The organism is Ideonella sp. (assembly GCF_036277275.1).
GTDB lineage: Bacteria > Pseudomonadota > Gammaproteobacteria > Burkholderiales > Burkholderiaceae_C > Ideonella.
On the sequence record NZ_DASUNH010000102.1, the window covers coordinates 1 to 21158 of the forward strand.

A 21158-nucleotide genomic window follows, 5' to 3' on the forward strand; every position below is an offset into this window, starting at 1 on the left:
GCCGCCTCCGACGGGGCCCGCCGCTCGGTCGCCTGAGCCCGTCCCGCCGACGCTCCCCCCGGCGTCGCCGGGCGGGCTCGGGCCCGGTCCGCTACCCGCTGTTGCGCAGCCCCGTCGCCAGGCCGTTGATGGTCAGGTGGATGCCCCGCTGCACGAGCTCGTGCTCGTCGCCACCCCGGCGGCGCCGCAGCAGGTCGACCTGCAGGTGGTTCAGCGGGTCGAGGTAGGGGAAGCGGTGTTCGATCGAGCGCGCCAATGCCGGGTTGCTTTGCAGCCGTTCGCCTTCGCCGGTGATCAGCGCCAGCGCGTCGTGGGTCTTGTCCCACTCGGTCCGGATCGCGGCAAAGATGCGCTTGCCCAGCCGCTTGTCCTCGACCAGCTCGACATAGCGCTGCGCGATGCGCACGTCGCTCTTGGCCAGCACCATGTCCAGGTTCGACAGCAGCGTGCGGAAGAACGGCCATTGCTTGTGCATGCGCTGCAGCAGCTCGAGCCGGCCGGTGCGGCCCGAACCTTCACCGAGGAAGGCCTCGACCGCGGAGCCGAAGCCGCACCAGCCCGGCAGCGCGACGCGGCATTGGCCCCATGAGAAGCCCCAGGGGATCGCACGCAGGTCCTCGATCGCCCGCGTGGCCTTGCGCGATGCGGGGCGCGAGCCGATGTTCAGCTCGGCGATCTCGCGGATCGGCGTGGCGGCGAAGAAGTAGTCGGTGAAGCCTTCGGTGTCGTAGACCAGGTGACGGTAGGCCGCCATGCTGGCCTGGCTCAGCGTTTCGGCCGCTTCGAGGAAGGCCTTCGGCGCGGCCTTGGTCGGGTGCAGCAGGCTGGCTTCGAGCGTCGCCGCGACGAGGGTTTCGAGGTTGCGCCGGCCGATCTCGGGGTGGGCGTATTTCGACGCGATCACCTCGCCCTGTTCGGTCAGCCGGATCTGGCCTTTTACCGTGCCGGGCGGTTGCGCGAGGATCGCCTGGTAGCTGGGGCCACCGCCGCGCCCGACGGTGCCGCCGCGGCCGTGGAACAGGCGCAGCCTGATGTTGTGCTCGGCTTCGAGCGCATCGAACATCTCGACCAGCGCGATCTCGGCGCGGTACAGCTCCCAGTTGCTGGTGAAGAAGCCGCCGTCCTTGTTGCTGTCCGAATAGCCCAGCATCACGTCCTGCTCGCCGCCGCCGCGTGCCACCAGCGCGGTGATGCCCGGCAGGGCGTAGAACTCGCGCATGATTTCCACCGCGTTGCGCAGGTCGGCGATGGTCTCGAACAAGGGCACCACGATCAGCGCGGCGCGGCCGTGGTCGTTCAGAGTGCCCTGCAAGAGCCCGGTTTCCTTCTGCAGCAACAGCACCTCGAGCAGGTCGCTCACCGTTTCGGTGTGCGAGATGATGTAGTGGCGGATCGCATGGGCGCCGAAGCGCGCGCGGCCCACCGCAGCGGCTTCGAAGATGGCCAGCTCGCCTTGCGTCAGCGGCGAATAGTCGGCGCCGCGCACACGCAGGCTGCGCGCGTCGTCGAGCAGGCGCAGCAGCAGCGCGCGGCGCTCGTCCTCCGGCAGGGCAGCGTAGTCGGGCTCGATGCGCGCGATGCGCAGCAGCTCGGCGACCACCAGCTCGTGCTGGTCGGAGCTCTGGCGCAGGTCGACGGTGGCGAGATGGAAACCGAACACCTGCACCGCACGCTGCAGCGGCGCCAGGCGCGGCGCGACCAGCGCTTCGGCGTGGTGGAAGCGCAGCGATCGTTCGATCACCTCCAGGTCGGCAGCGAACTCCTCGGCCGTCGCATAGGGGTTCTGCGGCGCCACGGCATGGCGCAGGGCCTCGGTGCCGGTGAGCTCGTGCAGCGTCGCGGCCAGGCGCGCGTAGACGCCGATCAGCGCGCGGCGGTAGGGTTCGTCTTCACGATGCGGGTTCTTGTCGGGCGAGCGTTCGGCCAGTGCCTGCATTTCGGGCGGAACCGGTGCGAGCATGGCAGACATCGACAGCTCGGCACCGAGCGAGTGGACTTCGGTCAGGTAGTGGCGCAGCGCGGTCTCGGCCTGGCGCGACAGCGCCAGGTTCAGCGTCTCGGCGGTCACGTTGGGGTTGCCGTCACGGTCGCCGCCGATCCAGTGGCCCATGCGGAAGAACGGTGGCACCGCATGGCCGGGCAGGGCCTGCTCGATCTCGCGGTACATGCGCGGGATCTGGCGCAGGAAGGTGGCGTGGTAATACGACAGCGCGTTCTCGATCTCGTCGGACACACGCAGCTTGGCGTAGCGCAGCATGCGTGTCTGCCACAGCTGGGTGACGCGGGCGCGGATCAACTGCTCGTTCTCTTGCCGGTCGCGCTCGCTGCGCAACTCGTCGCGCTGGGTGATCAACACAGCGATGCTGCGTTCGGCATCGAGGATGCTGGTGCGCTGCACCTCGGTCGGGTGGGCCGTCAGCACCGGCGAGATGTAGGCCCGCTCCAGCATCGCCGCGATGTCGGCGCCGCGGTGGTCGGCCCGCGCCAGGCGCTCGAAGCAGAAGGCCAGCGAGCCCTCTTGCAGATGGCCCTCGGCTTCGTGGTGCATGCGCCGTCGCACGTGGTGGCGGTCTTCGGCGATGTTGGCCAGGTGAGAGAAGTAGCTGAAGGCGCGGATCACGCTGACCGTCTGGTCGGCCGACAGGTTCTTCAGCAGCCGGTCGAGCACCCGGCCCGCCGAAGCGTCCTTTTTCAGCCGGTAGGCCACCGAGAGTTGCCTCACCCGCTCGATCAGCTCGAACGCTGCCCGGCCCTCCTGCTCGCGGATCACGTCGCCGAGGATCCGGCCGAGTAACCGGATATCCTCCATCAAGGGCTTGTTCTTTTCGGCGGCGTCGCTCTTGGCGTTCGGCACCACTGCAGACTTGCGCGATTTTGGTGCAGAGGTTGAAGAGGGGGCGGTCGTGCGGGCGGCGCGGGGCATGTGGTCTCCAAATGGGTAACTAAATTACCACTGCGCGATCGTAGCAGGCTTCTTCGATGGTTACGTCCTGGCCGGGGTCGAGCGGCTGGCGATAATTCACCCATGTCTGCAGACAACACCTCCACCGCCGCGACCGACGTTGTCATTGCCACACGCGAAAGCCGGCTCGCGCTGTGGCAGGCCGAGCATGTGCGCGACCGCCTCGCCGCCGAGCTGGGCCTGCGCGCCCAGTTGCTGGGCATGACGACACGCGGTGACCAGATCCTCGACCGCAGCCTGTCCAAAGTGGGCGGCAAGGGCCTGTTCGTCAAGGAGCTCGAAACCGCGCTCGAAAACGGCCAGGCCCGCCTGGCGGTGCACTCGTTGAAAGACGTGCCGATGGACCTGCCGCCCGGTTTCGCGCTGGCAGCGATCCTCGAGCGTGAAGACCCGCGCGATGCGTTCGTTTCGAACCAATACGACCAGTTGGCCGCGCTGCCGCAGGGGGCCTGCGTCGGCACCTCCAGCCTGCGCCGTGTCGTGCAGTTGAAGGCGCAGCGGCCCGACCTGCGCATCGAGCCCTTGCGCGGCAACCTCGACACCCGGCTGCGCAAGCTCGACGAAGGCGGCTACGACGCCATCGTGCTGGCCGCGGCCGGGCTGAAGCGCCTGGGCCTGGCGAGCCGCATCCGTGCGCTGTTCGATGTGGCCCAGATGATTCCTGCGGCCGGGCAGGGGGCGCTGGGGTTGGAGGTGCGCGAAGACGATGAATCGTTGCAGCAGGCCCTGGCGCGGCTGAGCCATCGGCCCACCTGGCTGGCCACGCATGCCGAACGCGCGGTGTCGCGCTCGCTCGGCGGCAGCTGCTCTGTCCCGCTGGCCGCCCACGCCACCTGGCCCACGCCAGGCCAGTTGCACCTGGCGGTGGCGCTGGGTGATGGCGAGAACACCTTGCTGCCGCTGCTCAAGGCCGAAGTCCAGGCCGAAGTGGCCGACACCGAAGCGGCCGAGGCCCTGGGCCGGCTGGCCGCTGCGCGGCTGCGCGAGTCCGGCGCGGCGCGTTACCTGGCCCATCTGGGCGGATGAACGACCGCACCGCGCCGGCCCGCTGCGCGCTGGTCACGCGCCCGCGGGCACAGGGGGTGGTCTGGCAGCAGCGGTTGCGCGCCTTGGGCGCGCGGGCCGAGTTGCTGCCCTTGATCGAGATCGACCCGGCGCCCGATCCGGCGGCATTGCGCCTGTGGTTCGCCGCGCTGGCGGCAGGGGGGCCGTTCCAGCCGGCGGCGCTGGTGATGTTCGTCAGCCCGAACGCGGCGACCGGCCTGTTCGAGGTCTTGCCAGCCGGCTGGCGTTGGCCCGCCGGCACGCTGGCGGCGGCCACCGGGCCGGGCACCGTGGCGGCACTGCGCGCGGCGGACGTGCCGGCCGAGCTGATCGTGGCGCCGCCGGAAGATGCGACGCAGTTCGATTCCGAAGCCCTGTGGGCCGTACTCGAACCCCGGCGTGACTGGGCCGGCCAACGCGTGGGCATCGTTCGTGGCGACGGCGGGCGCGATTGGCTCGCCGCCCAATTGCGCGCTGCCGGCGCCCGCGTCGGGTTTGTCCAGTCCTATGCCCGCGCTGCGCCCCGCCTGAGTGCCGACGAGCAGGCGCTGCTGAAGCAAGCGCTCGCGCAGCCGGCCGCCTTTGCCTGGTTGTTGAGCAGCTCGGAGTCGATCGACCATTTGCCGGCCCTGGCGCCTGCTGCCGACTGGCAGGCCGCATTGGCGCTGGCCTCGCACCCCCGCATCGCGGAACGCGCCCGGGCGCTGGGGTTTGGCCGGGTGCTCGAAGTGAAGCCAACGCCCGAAGCGGTCACCCAGGCGCTGGGCACGCTGCCTGCCTAGGCTTTCCGCTTCCGGCTTTCAGATGGCGAGGGTTGTCACCCTTCGTTGACAGCCACGGCCCTCGCCCAGGCGGGACACTGTGGCGCGGAAGCCGCGCGCACCGCTGGTGAACAAGGCCCGTCGATACAATCCGCGCACCCGTGAACGCCCCTGAATTGCCCTCGTCTTCCTCGGCGCCCAACGCCGCTGAACCGGTGTCCGCGGCACCTGCACCGCCTGCCATGCCCAGCCCGGCAAGCGTGGCGCCATCGCCCGCGCGCGGCCTGATGTGGCCGCTGGGTGCACTGGCGCTGACCGTGCTCAGCGTGGCCAGCCTGTCGCTCGTCTGGAGCACCCAGCAGCGCGTCAAGTCGCTCGAGCAAGAGCTGGTTCGCCGCCAGCAGAGCAGCCAGGACCAGTCCACCGAGGCCCGTCTGCTGGCCCGCCAGGCGCACGACGCCGCAGCCGATGTTGCGGCGAAGCTCGCGCTGGTCGAGGCCCGCGTGGCGGAATCTGCACTGCAGCGCACCCAGGTCGAAGAGCTGATTCAATCGCTGTCGCGCTCGCGCGATGAAAACGTGCTGGCCGATGTCGAGGCAGGCCTGCGCGTGGCGCAACAGCAGTCGGCCATCACCGGCAGCGCCGAGCCGATGGTGGCTGTGCTGCGCCAGGCCGACGAACGGCTGGCGCGCTACAACCAGCCGCGGCTCGAACGGGTGCGCCGCGCCGTCGCGCGTGATCTCGACCGTGTCCGGGCTGTCACCGTGGCCGATGTGCCCAGCTTGTCGATCAAGCTCGACGAGGCGGTGCGCCAGGTCGACGAGCTGCCGATGCTGGTCAACCCCGAGCGCAAGGTGGCGGTCCCCGCGCCGGCTGCTGCGTCGGCACCACCGCGTGATCCCTCGGCGTCGGCCGTGCGCCGCCAGGCAGAAGACTGGCTCGGCATGCTCGACCAGGCTTGGCAGCGCGTGGCCAGGGAGGCCTGGGCCGAGGTGCGTTCGCTGGTGCGAGTGACGCGCATCGACCAGCCCGAGGCGATGCTGGTGGCGCCTGAGCAGGCCTACTTCCTGCGCGAGAACCTGAAGCTGCGCCTTCTGAATGCACGGCTGGCGTTGTTGTCGCGCCAGTTCGACCAGGCCCAAAGCGACCTGGCTCAAGCCCAGGCTTCGCTGGAGCGCTATTTCGACCGCAGCTCGCGCCGCGTCAACACGACGGCAGAGCTGCTGCGCCAGGTGGCTTCGCAGACGCGTCAGGTCAACCTGCCCCGGCCCGACGAGACGTTGGCCGCGTTGGCTGCGGCCTCGGCCGGCCGCTAGCCGCATGCGTTCCGTCATCTGGCTGGTATTGCTGTTCACCGCGGCGGTGGTCACCGCCACGGTGCTGGGCCGCAACGATGCGCTGGTGTCGGTGTTCTACGGCACCTGGCGGGTCGACTTTTCGCTCAACCTGTTCCTTCTGATCCTGCTGGCGGTGGTCTTCATCGTCTTCGCCGGCCTGCAGGCGGCCCAGTCGCTGCTGAGCCTGCCGACCCGCGCACGCGAGTGGCGCGAGCAGAAGCGCGAGCGCGCCGCAGGCGCCGCGTTGCGCGAGGCGCTGGCCGAGTTGTTCGCCGCGCGTTATGCGCGCGCGCAGCGTGCTGCGCAGCGTGCACTGGATCTGCAGTCGTTGAGCAACGGCCTGCGTGGAGACCTGCAGTTCACCGTGCTGGCCGAGATGGTGGCCGCCGCCGGCCTGCACCGCCTGCAGGACAAGCGTGCCCGCGACGAACGCGTCAACGCGGCGCTGGCCCTGGTGCGTGGCCGCATCGGCAGCAGCACCGCATTCGACGGGCTGCAGCTGCTGAGCGCCGAGTGGGCGCTGGAAGACCGTGACGCCGAACGCGGACTGGCCCTGCTGGCTGAGCTGCCGCCCGGTGTGGCGCGCCGCACGCAGGCGTTGCGCTTGAAGCTGCAGGCGGCCCGCCAACAGCGTCGGCCCTTGGATGCATTGCAGACGGCGCGCCTGCTGGCCAAGCACCAGGGGTTCTCGGCACCGGCCGCGCAGTCGCTGCTGCGGTCGTTGGCGATCGAGGCGATCGATCAGGCCTTCGATCTTGACCAGCTGCGCCGCGTTTGGTCCAACCTCGATGCCGACGATCGTCGCGACGCGTTCGTCGTGGCGCGGGCGGCCCGCCGCGCACAGTCGATGGGCCACGCGGCGCAGGGCCGCACCTGGCTGCAACCGTCATGGGATGCGATCGCCACCGCCGGCGCGGACGACCGGCGTGAGCTCGCGTTGGCGCTGGTCGATTGCGCACCGGGTGTCGGCAGCGACTGGCTGCCTCGCATCGAAGCGGCACTGTCAGTGCATGGCCACGAGCCCGCGTTGGTGGCGGCGGCCGGCATGGCCTTCGCTGACCGGCAGCTTTGGGGCAAGGCGCGCCGGCCGCTGGAACAGACCGCGTCGGCGTCCACCCTGCCGCCGCCGGTGCGCCGCCAAGCCTTGCGTTGCCTGGCCGCCATCGCGCGCGAAGAAGGGCACGAAGAACATGCCCACAGCTACGACCAGCGTGCGGCTGCAATCGACTGATCATGCCGTGCACTGCACACCGAAAGTTGAGACAAACGAAAAACCCGTGCTATACTGCGAGGCTCAGCGGCTGTAGCTCAGTTGGATAGAGTACTTGGCTACGAACCAAGGGGTCGTGGGTTCGAATCCTGCCAGCCGCGCCAAAAAACAAGAAATGGATCAACGGGTTAGCTCCGAAAGGGCTAGCCCGTTTTTCTTTGCCTGCGCGACTTTTGCGCGACTCGCGCGCGACCTTCCTACTTAACGTCTACCCGTTGACCACGCGCAGCAGCGTGGTCCGGTCGCGCGTCTCGTTCGCCTTGTTGGCCGCCTCCACCAGGCGCGCGATGGTGGCGGTGGCGTAGTGCTGCGGCATGCCGGCGATGGCATGCCCCAGCAACAAGGCCCGGTCTTCCTCTGCCACGCCGGCGTCCCGCAGCCGCTGGCCGAAGGTGTGACGCAGGTCGTGTACGCGCACACGTTCGAGCCCGGCGGCTCGCCTGGCCTTCTGGAACCCGTTGTTGTTCATCGTGTCGATCGGCCGGTACGGCATGACCGGCTCCTCGTCGATGTTCTTCACACGTTCCCGACGCCAGACGAACACGAACTCGTCGTGCTGCCCGCGGCACTCTTCGACAACCCGCCACGCCACGTCGTTCAGCACCAGGACGTGAGGCCGTCCCGACTTGAAGTCCGCCGCAGGGACCACGAAGACACTGCGCTTCATCTCCGGCACCTTGCGCTCCCACGCCCACCGCAGCTTGCACACGTTCTCGTCGCGCGCGCCGCAGTTGACCGCGAAGAGCACCATGCGCTGCAAGTGCGCCGGCAGGTGCTTCATCAACGCTGCCTGCTCCGACCAGGTGATCGGATAGGGCAGCCTTCTCTGCGCTCGTTCGTCGAGCATCTCGATCAACGGCGGCGTGGCGAGCCACGGCTTGCCATCGGTCCGCCAGACGCGCGCCGCCCGGTTGAGCACCGTGCGGACGACTTCCAGGCTGTGGTTGATCGTCGACGCCTTCACCCCGTCGGCCACGCGCTGCTTCTTGAAACCCTCCAGGGCGTCGTTGCAGACGTCCCGCAGGGCCAGCCGCCCGATGTGCGGCAGCAGCAGGTTCACGTGGCCGGCGACGAGATCCAGCGTCCGGATCTCCCGCTGCTTGCACTCCGTCAGGTACTTCTGTGCAGCAGCTGCGAACAGCTGCTCATCGCCCTTTCGAAGTTCGTCTTCGCGTCGGGTATCGACTTCGGCCTGCCGCGCCCTGAGCCACGTCTCGGCGTCGTCCTGGCTGACGCGTCCGAGGCGGGCAAAGATGCGCTCGCCCTTGTATTCCTTGTTGACCGTTCGCTTGTTCGCTCGATCGCAGAGGATGCCTGGTGTCCGAGTTCGCATGGAACTGCTCCTTTCGTCGTGTTGCGACTCGGGCGCCCTCGCGCACGAATATACGCGTCGACCCATTCGTCCAGCTCGATGCGGTCGAAGGCGATGCAGCGGCTGCCGATCGGGATCTCGGTGAGAGCAGGGCGGATCTCGGCGTCGAAGCGGTTGCGGTCCACGCCGAGGTAGCCCGGTGCGTCGCGATGGCGGATCAAGCGGGGCTGCATGGCGCGCCACCCTGGTCGTTGCCGCCGTCGTCGTCATCGCCCTTCTTTTTGGCGGCGGACACGTTCCGGCGGGAGCCGATGTAGAACGCGGCCGCGCGCTCGCGGGCATGGCCCAGCAGGCGCGAGACGCGGTAGCGTGTGCTGGCCATGGCCTCTGTCGGCACGTCGCCGCCGCGCACCGGCGAAGCCACGCCGGCGTGCTCTTCGAAGAGGTCGTTGGCCAGTTGGTGCCGAAGGCCATGCGCGACGACGCCCATGACCTTCTTGCTGATGCCCAACCGCCGGACCACGTAGTAGAAGCGGTGCTGGTTCTGAAGCGCCGTCTTGTTGGCGCGGCCAACGTAGCCGCCGGGCGGCACGAGGCGCTTCAGGCGCGCGAGCAATTCGCGTTGCTCGTCCGTCGTCACGGGCACGTCCCGCAGACGCCCGCCTTTCGTGCCCTGCAGCAACCGAACGAAGGTGTCGCACTCGGGATGCGCCTCGGCGTCAGCGGGCAGGGCTTGCGCCCGAGTCCGCTCCGCCTCGTGCGGCCGGAAGTGCCGCGCCTCCTTCGGCCGCAAGCCGAACCTGTGGCAGAGCTCCAGTTGCAGCCCCACCCAGCTGTCGACCTGCGCGACCTTCTGAATCGTTGCCTCGATGTCGACGCCGTGGGTGGACCAGCTCTGGTCCACGGTGGCGATCTGGTGCCGGTGAGCGTGAGGCGATTCTGACCCGACGTAGAACGCGGGCTCACGAACCATGCCGCACTTGCCGAGCCACTCGGCGAAGGTGCGGAGGAAGCTGAGGTAGTTGTGGATCGTGGCGGTCGAGAGGCCCCGCTCGACCCATCGTTCGACCATCGCCTCGACGTGCTTGCCTCGAAGTTGGCGTGGGTCGATCTTGAAGCGCGTCTCGCGACGCAGTTCCGCGAAAAAGCCGAAGTAGAAGCGCTGGCGATCCGCCATCGTCTTGAACGAGACGCCCTTGTCCTTGGTGCTGTGCTTACCGTTGTGCAGCTTGAGCAACGCAGCGAGCACGGACCTCCAGTCGCTCGTTCCGTGGGGCAGGAAAGCCAGTACTTCCTCGGGCGTCCGAGGCATAGCGCGACGCGCTGCGTTGGCATCGCGACGAAGGTGGTTCGATGATTCGTGGTCGTGGACTCTCGCGGGCATACAGCCCTCCTTTATGAGATCGGCCGCTTGAGTCAGGGCGACCGGGTGGTGGCGCAGCGAAGGCGACCACGTCATGCGCCAGGTGGCGTGGTCGGCGGAGGTCGAGCCGTTCACGCGGCGACCGACCTCCAGCGTCGCGGCGTGCTTCCAGGTGACAGCGCGCAGGGCTGCCTCGCGGTCGTAAAGAACTAATCCCCTGGGTCCGCGCCGCGCGTTTCCGCGCTGCAGGGCCAGGCGCACTTCGGGAGTGCGCCGCGCGACCTCGTCGGGTTGCGCTTGATAGATGGGGTGCGTCTGGCCTCCGCTGCCGCCGCCGGAAGCCTTCCCTGCGAACGGGAAGGGCGGGGGTCACGTCTTGGGTCTACGCTGCGGGCTCGACGACGAGCACGCTCGGCGCGACTGCCTCAAGGGCGAGCGACGTGACGCGGAGTTGTTCTAGGGTGCCGCGCTCGGGGAGTGCGGCGGGATGCTTCGATGTTTCTGTAGAAGCCGCTCGAAGCAGCGCGTCGGTCAGGTCGACGCTGGCTTGTGAATGCTTTGCCGCTCGTTGACGGCCTGCTCGACGACGGGCGCCGCGCAATTCAGGTGCAGGTCTCGACTGCGAACGCCGGCTTTTGGTTGCCGGAACTCCAGCCTGCGATGGATGCGACATCCGGCGGCAGGCACGCACAACTCGGAACGAAGTTGACCGCGAGGTGCGGGGTTTCGTCAAGAGGGCGAAAAATCTGTCGCCTGTGCACTTGGCGTCGGGCGGACAAGTGATCTGTGCCTGTAACAACAAATTTTTCGCAGCTGAAATCGAAATGGGGAATCCGGAGGGAATCGTTCGTTGTCGATGCTCTTCCTCGCGACGGAGAGGGCAGGCTTGCGAGTTCAAACTCAGCTGTTAGCAAGCGATAGCAGGCTTCACCCTTGCGATAGGCGAGCCTTCTCTCGCAATTGACAGCCCTGCTACATGCCTCCAGTTTTCGAGAGCTTTCGCTTGCCTAAGGAAGGGCCGCTTGTGAGGACCTAAGGTGATCCGCAGGCGCGCACCGAATCATCGAAAGGGCCTCTTGAGAGGCCCTCAGGAGGTCCTCAAGAGGGCCTTTCTCCGCGAGGGTAGAAGAGGATGCGGCACGGCTGTGTTCGTGTCGTATTCCACCGCGTTCCCGTGACCGAATGGAGCCCGCGCGCGACGGTTTCGCAGCAGTTGGCGTCGTTGACCTGCTCGGCCTTCTTGAGCCCTACATTGCTGGAAGGCTGCTCGGGTTGTGGGATTCGCCCGGTGCTCGGACAATCCTTCCACTGAGGGCTAACCCCGGGTTGGCACAAAAAGCCAACTCCTTCGCCGGAGCACACGTTCACGCAAGTCAAAATGTAAACGCTGAGCCGGCTTGAGGGCGGGTGCCAATGCGGGAGCACAAGAAAGATGGAGTTGCAGCAAGCCCCGGCGCCCGGCGCGCGGGCACTGATTCGCGACGAGGAATGGATCGTCCAAAACGCCGATGCCTGCCAGCTCGGCGGCTGGCAGCTCAGTTGCATCGGCATCTCCGAGACCGTCCGCAACCACAGGGCGCTGTTCCTGTCGCAGCTGGAGGACGTGACCCTCATCGACCCGGCCAAGACCGAGCTGGTGTTCGACGAGTCCCCCAGCTTCATCGCCTCACGCCTGTACTTCGAGTCCAAGCTTCGGCAGTCGGCCCTCCAGGTTGACGCCGTCGTCCAGGGCCAGCGGGCGGTGATGGATGCCCTTCCATTCCAGTTGGTGCCTGCGCACCAAGTGCTGCGCCAGCTCCGCCCCCGCCTTTTGATCGCCGACACCGTCGGCCTGGGCAAGACCTTGGAAGCCGGCATCCTGACCGCCGAACTGATGCGCAGGGGCAAGGCCCGCCGGGTGCTGGTCGTCACCACCAAATCGATGATGCTGCAGTTCCAGCAGGAGTTCTGGAACCGTTTCACCATCGCGTTGACCAGGCTCGATTCGGCGGGCATTCAACGCATCCGGCGTGAGATCCCCTCCAACCACAACCCGTTCAACTACTTCGACCGCACGATCATCTCGGTCGACACCCTCAAGCGCGACAGCGAGTACAGACACTACCTGGAGAAGGCCTGGTGGGATCTCATCATTATTGATGAGGCCCACAACGTGTCCTACAAGGGCAACCGCACGCAAAGCAACCGCCTCGCCGGCCTGCTGGCCACGCGCTCAGACGCGCTGGTGCTGCTGACCGCCACGCCGCACAACGGCAAGCGCGACAGCTTCGCCAGCCTGATGCGGATGCTGGATCCGACTGTGCTTCCCGCCGGTGCCGACTACACCCGCGACGACGTGGCGCACCTGTTCGTGCGCCGATTCAAGAAGGATGTGAAAGAGCAGATGCGCCAGGACTTTCCTGAGCGCGAGGTGCATCGCCTGCAAAGCCCCGCCAGCGCTACTGAGAATGCGGTCTTCAACTGCCTGGGTGACCTGAAGCTGGCCTCCGACGCAGGTCAGCAGCGCGAAGGAGCGATGCTCTTCCGCACCACGCTGGAGAAGGCGCTGTTCTCGTCCCCCGCGGCCTGCCTGCAGACGCTGAAGGAGCGCCTGCGAAAGCTTCAAGCCAAAGACACTGGCCACCCGGACATCGCCTCCCTCAGCCAATTGCAAGAGCTGGTGGCGGCCATCGGCCCGGCGCAGTTCAGCAAGTTCCAGCACCTCCTAGAACAACTTCGCGGCGGCAAGCACTGGAAGTGGAACGGCGGCGATCCCACCGATCGCCTGGTGATCTTCACCGAGCGCATTGAGACGCTCAAGTTTCTGCAGACCGAGCTGACCAAGGCTCTGGGCCTGTCGGCCGAAGCCGTGGCTGTTCTGCACGGCCAGATGCCCGACGTGGACATCCAGAACACGGTCAAGGCGTTCGGCAGTGCTCACACGCCGCTGCGCCTGTTGATCGCTTCGGACGTGGCGTCAGAAGGCTTGAATCTGCACTACCAGTCGCACCGGCTCATCCACTTCGACATCTCCTGGTCGCTGATGGTCTTCCAGCAGCGCAACGGCCGCGTCGACCGTTACGGCCAGATCAAGGTGCCCCAGATCGGCTACATGCTGACCGTGCCTCAGCACGAGCGCATCCGGGGCGACCTGCGCTACCTGGAAATCCTGATCGACAAGGACGAGCAGGCAGCCAAGAACATTGGCGACCCTTCGGCCTTCATGGGCCTCTACGACGAGGAGCTGGAGGTTGCCAAGGTGGCCGCCACGATGGAGTCGAACACCACCGCAGAGGCGTTTGCCGCGCAGCTGGCCCAGGGTGACGTGGACCCTTTCGAGGCCCTGTGGGGTGCCGCCCAGGCCGGCACTGCGCCCGAAGCGAACGAAGCGGTGGCCGCTGGCGCGCACAACACGCCCAGCCCCCTTGCACCGGCGCCCACATCCGCCCCCACAGGCTCCGTCACCAGCCTGTTCGGCGACGACTACACCTACGTGCGCGACGCGCTCACCTGGCTGCGCAAAGCCTCGCCCCGCGAGTACAACCCGGTGCAGAGCGACGACGCCAAGCGAACGCTCAGCTTCCAGCCCAGCAGTGACTTGGCGCCGCTGCTCAAGCGCGAACTGGCCAGCGAGATGTGGCCTACCGACAACCAGTTCGCTCTCAGCGCCGACAAGGTGCTGGTCGACGCTGCCATTCAGCAAGCCCGCGACGCCAACACCTGGCCGCAGGTGCACTACCTGTGGCCGCTGCACCCCATCTGCCAGTGGTTGGACTACAAGCTCATGGCCCTGTTCGGCCGCCAGCGCGCCCCGGTCATCCGTGTCCAGCAAGGCGTTGCACCTGGCGAGGCCATCATCGTCGTGCTGGGCCAGGCGCCCAACCGACGCGGCCAGACCATGCTCACCCAGTGGATGGGCGTGCACCTTGGGAAGGACGGCCAACCCCAGGCAGTGCTTTCGCTGAAGGAGGTGATGCAACGCACCGGCTTCGGCAGCAGCGCCTTGGCCAACGACGGCCAGGCCGTGCCAATGGCACACATCCAGGCCGCGCTGCCGGCCGTGGTGCAGATGGCCGAGCGCCACCTCAAGCCCATCAAGCAGGCATTTGATGCCGACTGCCGCGCGCGCCTGGGTCGCGAGCTGGACAAGCTCAAGACGCTGCAGCACAAGCACTTCGCGCAGCTGGAGCTGGACTTTGCCAAAGGCATCGAGCAGGTGAATGCGGCGCGCCGCAAGCAGCGCGAGAACGACACCGCCGACCTCTTCAAGAACTACCAGCAGTGGATCAAGGACACGCTGGAGCTGGACGATCGCGCCCAGCTCACCATCGTGGCCGCGCTGACCGCCTGAACGCCTGAATCGACACCTATAGGCAGCAACGGGCACGAACGACCATGACCTTCGCGATCACCGGCCTCGAGAATACCAACGAGTTCTACAGCCAGCACTACCTGGACGAGATCGTCGAGAACGATCTCAAGCCGCTGTTCAACCGCTGGAAGGAGCAAAGCGCTGCCAGTCCCGTCTCACGCGTGCGCACGGCCGGCGGCGCGGCTTACTTTCGCGCCCGCGAGCGCTTCGTCTCCGAACGCAAGGCCGCCGACAGGCTGCCGCTGCTGATCGACCTGGTGCAGCCGCTGCTGCAAGCCATCGGCTACGAAATCGCGCCGCAAGAACTGGAGTCAGCCGATGGCAAGGGCCAGGGCCTGCCGGTGCTGGCGGTTTACCGCGATGCCAAGGCGCACCCGCTGCTGGTGATCGCAGCCGCCGTGGCACCCCCAACGGCCCCCAGTGAAGACGAGGCCCACCCGCTGCAGTGCCAGCCTCTGGGTGCCGACGGCAAGCCGAGCGCGGCTGACTGGGAAGAGACGCTGACCAAGGCCGTGTTCAGTGACGACACGCCGCCGCGCTGGGTGCTTCTTGTGCACCACGAGACTTGGCTGCTCATCGAGCGCGGCAAGTGGGGCCGCAAAGCCTTGCTCAGCTTCAACCTGCCCGAACTCTTCGGCCCGCGTGACGACAAGCAGTTCCGCGCGTTTGCAGCGCTCGCAGGCGCTGAGTCAGTGCTGCCCGCCGCGGGCGGCACCGCATTGCTGGACACGCTGGACGACAGCTCGCACAAGCATGCCTTCGAAGTCTCCACGGACCTGAAGTACGCGCTGCGCGCCTGTATCGAAGAGATCGGCAACGAGGCCATCCGCTACAAGCGCGAGGTGGCCAAGGAAAAGGTCTTCGACCGCAATGACATCGACCTGGCCGACCAGCTCAGCCGCGAGTGTCTGCGCTACATGTACCGGCTGCTGTTTCTCTTCTACATCGAGGCACGGCCTGACCTGGGCTACGCGCCCATCACCGCAGAGTCCTACCTGAAGGGCTACAGCCTGGAGCACCTGCGAGAGTTGGAGCAGATGCCACTCACCACGCCCGAGGCGCTGGAGGGCACCTACTTCCACGAAAGCCTGAAGCAGCTCTTCACCCTGATCTGGGAGGGCTTCCCCAAGCGCGGCGCCCAGGGTGTGATTCAAGACGAACTGTTGGCCGGCGGCGAGCAGATCCTGGACACCGGCTTCACCATCGCCCCGCTGCAGGGCCACCTGTTCGACCCCAAGCAGACGCCGCTGCTGGGCAGCGTGAAGCTGCGCAATCGAGTGTTGCAGAGGGTCATCCGGCTCATGTCACTGTCCGGCGAGGGCAGCGGCAAGACAGGCCGCAAGGGCGGCAGCCGGGGCCGCATCAGCTACGGCACCCTGGGCATCAACCAACTGGGTGCGGTGTACGAGTCGCTGCTGTCCTTTCGCGGCTTCTTTGCCGAAGATGACCTGTTCGAGGTGCGGCCCGACCCGAAGCGCAAGAAGGACAAGCCCGCCGCCGATGACGGCGATGGCGCTGGTGACGACGCGGAAGTTGGGGATGACGACACCAACACCGACGAGACCGGCGGCGCAGACGACGCCAGTGACGCGGTGCCCACCGCGGCCGAGAAAAAGAAGGATGCCGAGGTCGACCCGCTGGAAGCGGCCTACTTCGTGCCCGCCAGCAAACTCGACCAGTTCACCGACGCAGAACGCCTGTTCGGCGGTGAGCCGCGCCAGTACAAGAAGGGCACCTTCATCTACCGCCTGGCTGGCCGGGCGCGGGAGAAGTCGGCGTCGTACTACACACCCGAGGTGCTGACCAAGTGCCTGGTGGAGCACGCGCTCAAGGAACTGCTGGCCACGTGCAAGACGGCCGACGACATTCTGAAGATCACCGTCTGCGAACCCGCCATGGGCAGCGCGGCGTTCTTGAACGAGGCCATCAATCAACTGGCCGAGGCCTACCTGCAGGCCAAGCAGAAGGAACTGGGCCAGACCATCCCGCACGACCAGTACACCGAAGAGAAGCAGCGGGTGAAGATGTTCATCGCTGACAACAACGTGTTCGGCGTGGACCTGAACCCGGTGGCGGTGGAACTGGCCGAAGTGTCGCTGTGGCTGAACGCCATCTTCAAGGGCAGCCACGTGCCCTGGTTCGGCATGCAGCTGCGCACGGGCAACTCCCTGGTGGGCGCGCGGCGCGACGTGTTCAGCGCCGCCCAGCTGACACCTGGCCGTGGCGAGAAAGGTAAGGCTGAACGCGACTGGCGCGCAGCCGTGCCGCGGGCGGTGGGGATGACCGCATCGCCGGCCGAGAGCGATGTCTTCCACTTCCTGCTGCCGGCCGAGGGTATGGCCACCTGCACCGACAAGGTGGTCAAGGCGCTGGAGCCGAAGGCGTTCGAGACCTTCAAGAAATGGCGATCCGATTTCATCGCGCCGCTCTCCCCAGACGAAGTGCGCCGCGTGAAGGCGCTAACGGTTGCAGCGGAAGCTCTGTGGCAACAGCACGCGCTGGAGTTGGCGCGCGTGCGCAAGGCCACGAGCGATGAGTTGCACGTGTGGCCCGACCCGGCACCCAACCGCGCGCCTACAACCACCGCCCAGAAGGACGCCACCTTCCAGCGAGAGATGCTGTCGGAGCAGGTGAAGAATGCCAGCCCCTACAGACGGCTGAGGCTTGCGATGGATCTATGGTGTGCGTTGTGGTTCTGGCCTTTGGACGAGGCCGCGCATCTGCCCACGCGCGAGGAGTGGTGGTTTGTGCTGGAGACCTTGCTTCTGGGAAATGCGTCGCTTGCTGTAGCGCCGCCAGCTGGGGACTTTTTCCCGGAGACCCTGCCTCAGTCGACGCTGGACTTCACCCCAGAGCGAGACCGCTATGGCCAGGTTGATATTGATGCATTGGTCGCTGCAGTGCCCACCTTGAAATGCGCGCAGCGAGTGACGCAGGCCCAGCGCTTTTTTCACTGGGAGCTGGAGTTTGCCGATCAGTTCAAAGCGCGAGATGGCTTTGACCTCTTACTTGGGAATCCACCCTGGATCAAAGTCGAGTGGAAAGAGCAGTCGCTTCTCTCCGACTTTGACCCACGGTTTGCCATTCGTACACTGGGAGCAAAGGACGCGCTGGATCAGCGGACTGAGATTCTCGATCAGGTGAAGGGTGCATACTTCGAGTACGTCACCGAGTGCGTTTCAATGGAAGGATTGGCTTCCTTCCTGAATGCGCGCCAAAACTACTCGCTGCTTGAGGGGCAAAAGGCCAATCTCTACAAGTGCTTTTTACCTGTGTGCTGGCGAGTAGGAAGCGGCGTTCAAGGCCTGTTGCACCCGGAAGGTCCCTATGACGACCCGAAGGCGGCGGCGCTACGCGCTGCAATCTATCCACGGTTGAGAGCTCACTTCCAGTTCTCCAATGAGCTAATGCTGTTTCCCGAGGTCGACCACCACACGAAATTCAGCATCAACCTCTACTCCAAGCCGAAAGACAATGTGCGGTTTCAGCACATCGCAAACCTGTATTCACCAGCAACAATTGCGGCGTGTCATTCCCATAGTGGAGGTGGCGCGCTTCCGGGAATCAAGTCAGAAGATGGGGACTGGAGCGTACTGGGGCACTCAGATCGAGTAGTTAGTGTTGACAGTACGACGCTGGAGGTCTTCGCGAATCTGTACGATACCCGAGGAACCCCGGCCGCTAGAGCTAGGCTGCCCGTAGTTCACGGTGGTGCCGTGCTGGCGGTGCTGCAAGCACTGACCAAGGTTTCAAAGCGGCTTGGCGATTTCGGGCCAAACATCTTCTTCACGCAGCATTGGAATGAAACAAACGCGAAGAAGAACGGCACGATCATAAAGCGAACTGGCTTCGTTCAGAAACTGAATGAATTTGTGCTTTCGGGCCCGCATTTCTTCGTTGCAAACCCGCTAAATAAAACGCCAAGAACTGTCTGTACGCAGAACAGTCACTACGACCCGCTTGATCTGGAAAATCTAACCGAAGACTATATCTCGCGCACCAACTTTGTCCCCGCTTGCTCCCCCGCAACCTATCAGCTCAGAACTCCAAGAGTGACTTGGATCGAAGACGGAGCTGAAGCGGCTTTGCCAACGACCGAATACTGGCGCCTTGCCACTCGTCGTGGCGCGCATCCGGCAGACGAGAGATCCCTCCGGCCAATCCTGCTTCCGAAAGGGGCCGCCCATATCCACGGCGTCGTATCAATGGTAGTGCGTGAAAGGGCAGCGCTGATAAATCTGGCGGGACTCTGCGCATCGCTTCCGATTGATTTCTTTGTTCGCGTGAGTGGCAAGAAAGATTTCTTGAACGCTACGGCTGTTCTCACGCCGATTGTTGATGTGGGTCCCGAGGCAGCAATCCGTACGCTGATGCTCAATTGCCTCACAAATCAGTATTCGGACCTTTGGTTTTCATCTTGGTCAGACGGTTATCGCGTGTCCAAGTGGGCTTCGAACGACAGCCGCCTCCCGCATGGGCACTTTGCGGGATTGTCCTCAACTTGGCAGCACGGATCGGCACTGCGAACAGACTTCGCTAGGCGGCAGGCGCTAGTCGAGCTTGATGTCATTTGCGCAATGGCACTCGGGCTAACGCTTGCCGACCTGTTGACGATCTATCGGGTTCAGTTCCCGGTGATGCGTCAGTACGAGCGCGACACTTGGTACGACGCTCGCGGGCGCATCGTCTTCACCGCCAGCAAAGGGTTGGTGGGCGTGGGCCTGCCGCGCAAGGCTGGCCGCAACGACAAGCTGTGCACCATTCGCCCACCGGACGGTCGAAGCGACACCCGCCGCCTTGGCTGGGAAGACGTGCAACCCAAGGACGGCCAGTTCCAGGTGCCTGACGGCACGGTGATCGAACGCCCCATCCGCGACGACACGCTGCCTGGCGGCCCGGTGGACCGCACCATTCAATACGTCGCTCCGTTTGCGTTGGCTGACCGCGAAGCCGACTACCGTACTGCTTGGGCTCACTTTGCTGCCCGAGGTGCGGCCGCGAATGCTTCAGACTCATCGTCAGAGGCCGTCACTACACAACGATAGCCGCTGAGACGCGCGGCAGGTAGAACCTGGGTCGGGAGGCCGAACATGTCATACGCAGGAATATCCGTACGTGAGGCGCTGGACAAGTTGAATTCGCCCACCGGAGGCTGGTACCTGCCGCAGGTGCAGCGACAGTACGTCTGGGGTGCTCGTCACGAATCCGAGGGCTACGTTTGCTTGTTGCTCGACTCTCTGTTGCGGCGCTATCCAATCGGGGGTGTCGTGCTGTGGGAGACAGGCAAGGAAGTACCGTACCGGGAGTTCTTGAAGGACTACGCGCCAGGCCAGTACGCGCGCCAGGTCGATAAAGGCAGATGGTCCGCCGATAAGTCGCTGGTCTACGACGGCCAGCAGCGGCTGCAAACCCTGTACTCAGTCTTGCGGCATCGCTTCAACGGCCGCGTGTTGCACTTTGACCTGCTGTTTGACGATCAAGCCGCAGAGTCGGACGAGACGGGATTCCTGTTTCGCGACGCTGACGATAAGGACGAAGCCCGCTATTTGCGAATGACGCGCCTTGCCTCCATCACGTGCGACCAAGAGGCTAAGGTGGCACTGGAGGAGGAGGCTTTCGACGCGCTTGAACCCGACAAGCCGGGACGATTGAGGATTCGTAAGCACATCGGCGCGCTATGGGAAATCTTTGTCGACACGAACATCAAGTCCATCGCCTACTTTGCGGTCAAGGCGGATTCGCCCAAGCAGGTCAACGAGGTCTTCCGGCGCCTCAACACAGGCGGTGTTGCGCTCAGTCAGATTGACTTGGTCCTCAGCAAAATCAAGGCGGTTCAGTCCGACTACGAAGAACAGCTCTGGAAGCTGGCCGACAAGATCCAGAAGGCTACCGGCATTGACTTTGGCTCCGCCAATGTCTTGCAGTTCTTTCACCTGCTGGTGAAGGAGACGACGCGCATGGATGAAGATCGCCTGACGGCATCGGACATCAAGGCGTTCCAGCGCGTGCTGGAAGAGGACACCCTGCCTTTCTTCGAGGTCTTCAAGGGCTACCTGCACGGGCTGTTCAGGATCAACCACCACTCCATCGTTTGGCGGTGGCTTGCTGTACTGCCGATTGCCGCCTACCTCACCGCGAGAAAACGTGGCGGGCACAAGTGGCGCATCCGTGAGCTGAGCGAGTCGGAACTACTGGCGATCCACCAGTACTTCCTGCTTTCTCAATTCTGCGACTGGAACACCCAAACCATGGTGAACCGGTTTTCAAGCCTTTCGGCTACCGCAGGCGACAAGGGCGCGAAGTTCCCGCTGGTGGCGATCAAGAAGGTAGCGATCGAAAAGAACCGCACCGGCGCCATCCATGAGTACCAATTTTTGGCGCAACCGTGGCTGGCGACGAAGGTGCTGATGCCGAACAGGGAGTACGTGTTCCATGAACAGAAGCCGCAGGTCGATCACATTTTTCCGGTCAATCTGAAGGGCGGAGACGATGCCTACAAGGAGGCCGTGGATGTGCTGTGGAACCTGCAACCGATGCCGGCCGAGGTGAACAACTACAAGCGTGCCCGGCATCCCAAGGAGTTCTTCGCCAGTGAGGACGGCGCCAAGTACTTCGGCGACTACGACCTTGTTCCGAAACCGACTTCGACTGTCTGGGACGACCACCTGCGGTTCATCAGGCTTCGAAAATCCAAGATGGAGAAGCGGCTGGAGGAGCGCTTTGATCTCGTGCTGAAGCCAGACAGCGAGGCGAGCTAA

Annotated in this window: 10 protein-coding genes and 1 tRNA gene; 8 read left to right on the forward strand and 3 right to left on the reverse strand. The window is 65.3% G+C overall.

The features are described 5' to 3' along the window. Positions 1-91: 91 nt before the first annotated feature. Complete coding sequence (gene ppc, locus VFY73_RS16890) at positions 92-2923, reverse strand: phosphoenolpyruvate carboxylase (RefSeq protein WP_414654479.1); 2832 nt, start codon at positions 2921-2923, stop codon at positions 92-94. A gap of 102 nt (positions 2924-3025) precedes the next feature. Here ppc and hemC point away from each other — a divergent pair, with 102 nt between their 5' ends. The 5 genes from hemC to VFY73_RS16915 all read left to right on the forward strand — a co-directional run bounded on the left by hemC (position 3026) and on the right by VFY73_RS16915 (position 7478). After that, positions 3026-3988 carry a hydroxymethylbilane synthase gene (gene hemC, locus VFY73_RS16895; RefSeq protein WP_329720834.1) on the forward strand — a complete coding sequence of 321 codons (963 nt, stop codon included), beginning with the start codon at positions 3026-3028 and terminating at the stop codon, positions 3986-3988. Further along, positions 3985-4788, forward strand: coding sequence for a uroporphyrinogen-III synthase (locus tag VFY73_RS16900; protein ID WP_329720836.1), 804 nt, complete (start codon positions 3985-3987; stop codon positions 4786-4788). The genes hemC and VFY73_RS16900 overlap by 4 nt, the downstream gene beginning before the upstream one ends. Positions 4789-5009: 221 nt before the next feature. Continuing rightward, a complete protein-coding gene (locus VFY73_RS16905; protein ID WP_329720838.1) occupies positions 5010-6083 on the forward strand; it encodes a uroporphyrinogen-III C-methyltransferase in 1074 nt (357 codons plus the stop codon). 4 nt (positions 6084-6087) lie between these two features. After that, positions 6088-7335, forward strand: coding sequence for a heme biosynthesis HemY N-terminal domain-containing protein (locus VFY73_RS16910; protein WP_329720840.1), 1248 nt, complete (start codon positions 6088-6090; stop codon positions 7333-7335). Between the two features lie 66 nt (positions 7336-7401). After that, a tRNA-Arg gene (locus tag VFY73_RS16915) sits at positions 7402-7478 on the forward strand. A gap of 104 nt (positions 7479-7582) precedes the next feature. On the opposite strand, the gene VFY73_RS16920 is transcribed toward VFY73_RS16915, so the two are convergent. Then, entirely contained in the window at positions 7583-8707 is a 1125-nt protein-coding gene (locus VFY73_RS16920; protein WP_329720842.1) for a tyrosine-type recombinase/integrase, read from the reverse strand. 196 nt (positions 8708-8903) lie between these two features. Further along, positions 8904-10310, reverse strand: a complete 1407-nt coding sequence (locus VFY73_RS16925; RefSeq protein ID WP_329720844.1) for a phage integrase N-terminal domain-containing protein — start codon at positions 10308-10310, stop codon at positions 8904-8906. A gap of 1171 nt (positions 10311-11481) precedes the next feature. On the opposite strand from VFY73_RS16925, the gene VFY73_RS16930 reads away from it, so the two are divergent. From VFY73_RS16930 to VFY73_RS16940, 3 genes are read left to right on the forward strand one after another with little or no spacing between them, the layout of a single operon-like run. Beyond that, the gene (locus VFY73_RS16930) at positions 11482-14379 is read left to right on the forward strand and encodes a DEAD/DEAH box helicase (RefSeq protein ID WP_329720846.1); all 2898 of its coding nucleotides are present in this window, start codon (positions 11482-11484) and stop codon (positions 14377-14379) included. Between the two features lie 44 nt (positions 14380-14423). Continuing rightward, entirely contained in the window at positions 14424-19445 is a 5022-nt protein-coding gene (locus VFY73_RS16935) for an Eco57I restriction-modification methylase domain-containing protein (protein WP_329720848.1), read from the forward strand. Positions 19446-19490: 45 nt separating this feature from the next. After that, entirely contained in the window at positions 19491-21158 is a 1668-nt protein-coding gene (locus VFY73_RS16940; protein WP_329720850.1) for a DUF262 domain-containing protein, read from the forward strand.